This is a genomic window from Halorubrum sp. AJ67, from assembly GCF_000513435.1.
Map to the genome: position 1 here is coordinate 1 of NZ_CBVY010000005.1, position 3,324 is coordinate 3,324.

Annotated in this window: 2 protein-coding genes and 1 pseudogene; 1 reads left to right on the plus strand and 2 read right to left on the minus strand. The window is 69.5% G+C overall.

From position 1 onward, the window contains the following. Together BN903_RS06370 and gatB are read right to left on the minus strand one after the other, a co-directional pair. A partial coding sequence (locus BN903_RS06370; RefSeq protein ID WP_048076959.1) for a hypothetical protein occupies positions 1-230 on the minus strand: 230 nt, incomplete at its 3' end. A gap of 537 nt (positions 231-767) precedes the next feature. Beyond that, the gene (gatB, locus tag BN903_RS06375; RefSeq protein WP_048076960.1) at positions 768-2,255 is read right to left on the minus strand and encodes an Asp-tRNA(Asn)/Glu-tRNA(Gln) amidotransferase subunit GatB; all 1,488 of its coding nucleotides are present in this window, start codon (positions 2,253-2,255) and stop codon (positions 768-770) included. A 244-nt stretch (positions 2,256-2,499) separates the two neighbouring features. Between gatB and BN903_RS17280 the strand changes: the two are divergent. Continuing rightward, positions 2,500-3,324: pseudogene (locus BN903_RS17280) on the plus strand (histidine kinase); the annotation flags it as partial.

Sequence of the window (3,324 nt, forward strand, 5' to 3'; positions counted from 1 at the left end):
GACCGGGGGACCGCGTCGGTCCACGCGTCGACGGCGAGGAGTCCGACAGCGGCCGCCGCGATGACGAGGATGACCGCCGCGTCGCGGGCGAGTTCCGCCTCGCGCTCGGGCAGGAGGTCCCCGTCGTAGCCGGCGATCAGGCCGACCGCGCCGCGGAACCGGATCGCCCACGCGAGCAGGAGACACACTCCGATCGGGAAGGCGTACGGGAGGGTGGAAGCGAGGGCCATGTGCGCGGCTACGTTGCGGAGTTGAAATAAAGGTGTCCGGCGGGAGCGAGTGAATTGGAGCAAGAGATGCCTAATAAATGGTTGAGCGACACGAACTCTGCCGAAGCCCCAGTCGGGAGGTGATACGAGAGTAGATCTGTATATAAATCGCTGATCGACACGAACACCGCCGAAGCCCCAGCCGGGAGGTAGGCGCACGCTCGCTGCGCTCCTCGTCGCTCGTTTCACTCGCTCCTGCGGTGCTTACGTCGCCTGCGCCTACCTCCCGACTGCCCCTTCGAGTCCCGCCCCGCACAGCATAGCGACCGCACCTCACGCCTCCCCAGCCTCGTCGCTGGCGGCCGGAGCGAAGCGACGGCCGCCAGCGACTCCCTCGCGCGGTGCTGCTTCGCGGTCGCCGGTGGCGACCGCTCGCAGGCACGCGCCGACCGCGTGATTCTTTATAAGTAAGCGTCGCCACCGCTCACGATCAATTAAATATCGAACTGACGACGAAAAACGCGGCTTGTCCCCGCTGTCGTTCGACGCTCGACCGGCTCAGCCGTCCAACTCCTCGCGGAGCAGTCCGTTCACCTGTCCGGGGTCGGCGCTGCCGCCGGTGGCCTGCATCACCTGCCCGACGAGGAAGTTGATCGCGCCCTCGCCGCCGTCGTGGTAGTCGCTCACGGCGTCGGGGTTCTCGTCGATGGCGGCCGCGACGGCGGCCTCGACCTCGCCGCTCTCGGCCTTCCCGAGGCCCTCGCGGTCGATGACCGTCTCGGGGTCGTCGCCCTCGTCGAGCATCTCCCGGAGGACAACCTCCTCCGCGTTCTTGACGGTCAGCTCCTCGTCGGCGACGAGTTCGATCAGACGGGTGAACTCGTCGAGGCGGTCCTCGACGTCCGTAATCGACATCTCGCGGTAGTTGAGCTCGCCGAGCAGGTTGTCGGCGACCCACGTCGCGGCGAGACCGGGGTCGAACGACTCGGCCACGTCCTCGAAGAAGTCGGCGACCGCCTTCGTGGAGGTGAGCTTCGAGGCGGACTCGCGGTCGAGTCCGTACTCCTCGCGGAAGCGCTCGCGGCGGGCGTCGGGCAGCTCCGGGATCGCGATCTGCTCCTTCCAGTCGGAGACCTCCAGGGCGGGGAGGTCGGCCTCCCGGAAGTAGCGGTAGTCCTTCTCGGCCTCCTTCGAGCGCATCGAGACGGTGACGCCGCGCGCCTCGTCCCAGTGGCGCGTCTCCTGTTCGATCTCGCGGCCGCGCCGGAGCACGTTCTCCTGTCGGGTGACCTCGTAGGCGAGCGCCTGCTCCGCGCCCTTGTGACTGGAGATGTTCTTCACCTCAGCGCGGTTCACGCCTTCGAGAGCCTCGTCCGCGATCGTCCCGTCGTCGGCGACGTGTTCGTCCGGGACGAGCGAGACGTTGGCGTCGACGCGGAGGCTCCCGTCGCGGGTCGGGTCGAAGACGCCGAGGTATTCGAGAACCTCTTCGAGCTTCGCCAAGAAGGCCCGCGTCTCCGCGGGCGAGCGGAAGTCCGGCTCCGTGACGATCTCCATCAGGGGCGTCCCGGCGCGGTTGTAGTTCACGAGGGTGTGCGTCGCCGACTCGATGGAGCCGCCGGCGTGCTGGAGGCTGCCGGGGTCCTCTTCGAGGTGCGCGCGGGTGATCCCGATGGTGCGCGTCTCGTCGTCGACGCGGACCTCCAGCTCCCCGGACTGGCAGATCGGGGCGTCGTACTGGGTGAGCTGGAAGTTCTTCGGGAGGTCGGGGTAGTAGTAGTTCTTCCGGTGGAAGGTCGTCGTCTCGGGGACGTCGGCGTCGATCGCCTTCCCGACCTTCACGGCGGCCTCGACGGCGGCCTCGTTGAGGACCGGCAGCGCGCCCGGCAGCCCGAGGCAGGTGGGGCAGGTGCGCGTGTTCGGCTCCTCGTCGGCTGCCGGCTCCGTCGAGCAGCCGCAGAAGATCTTCGTGTCGGTCTCGAGCTGGACGTGGACCTCCAGCCCGATCACGACTGTCCGGTCCGCCGTCGCGGCCTGCGTACTCATTACCGGCCCGTTGTGAGCGGGCCGCCTAAATCGTGTCGGGACGAGCGGCGCGGGCGGAGCGGGCGGCGGGACGGTCGGGAACGTGGATATCTCCTGTGAGAACGCGAGCGAACGATTATTACGACGCCGTTCGTAGTCGGAAAGGTGATAGGATCGGACGGGCGGGCGCGGCCGACGTTCCGGTTGCGGGGGCCCGCCGGGGGACGGCCGACCGCCCGCGCGAAACGACGGGTAAACGACGGAGATGACGCCTGAGGGGACGATCGTCCACGTCGGCGAGCCGGTCGACGCCGCGTGGGGGACGCTCCCGAACGGGACGCGAACGGTCGGAGAGGTTACGCGTTCCGAAACCGGCCGCGACGAGGCAACGAGCGCCGTCGTCGTTCGGGTGGCGGACTCCGTCGGATCCGACGGACGCGCCGGGGGTAACGAGAGCGACCGAACCGGCCGGAACGACGGAACCGACGCCGGCGAGCGCGTCGCCGGTCTCGCGGCCGAGCCGGTCGAAATCGAGGCGGTCCGGGAGCGGTACCCGGACGCGCGAGTCCTCGCGTACACCGTCCGCGACCGCCCCGACGCCGCCATCGACGCGAGCCGGCTCGGGATCGAGTACGTTTCCGGGCGGCGGCTCGCGGCCGACGGCGAGACGCTCGCGGACCGGATCAGGAGGGCCGAGCGAGGGAACGAGCCCGACGCCGACGGGGGCGACCGCGTCGAATCCGAGGAGGCGGAGCCGGAGCACGACGGGTCCGGAAAATCGGAACCGGACCGCGAGTTCCTCGAACCCTTCGTGCGGATCATCTCGGACCGGTCCACGGAGTTCGACGCGATGGTCGACGCGCTGCTCGACCTCGGCCGCGACCACCTCGGCCTGTCGATCGGCTACGCCTCCCGGATCGACGGCGACCGGATCGGGCTCCGGCGGTACCGGGACCCGGTCGGACTCGTGGACTCGCTCGCGGCGGACGACCTCGACGCCGACGGTATGGTCCCGCTGGAGCTGACGTACTGCCGAGAGACGGTGCGCGGGGCGGTCCCGGGCGGCGACGCAGACGACCGCGACGGCGAG

What these genes read in the sequence shown, in the direction of transcription:
- gatB (WP_048076960.1), bottom strand. Translation starts at nt 2,255, where the DNA reads ATGAGTACGCAGGCCGCGACGGCGGACCGGACAGTCGTGATCGGGCTG.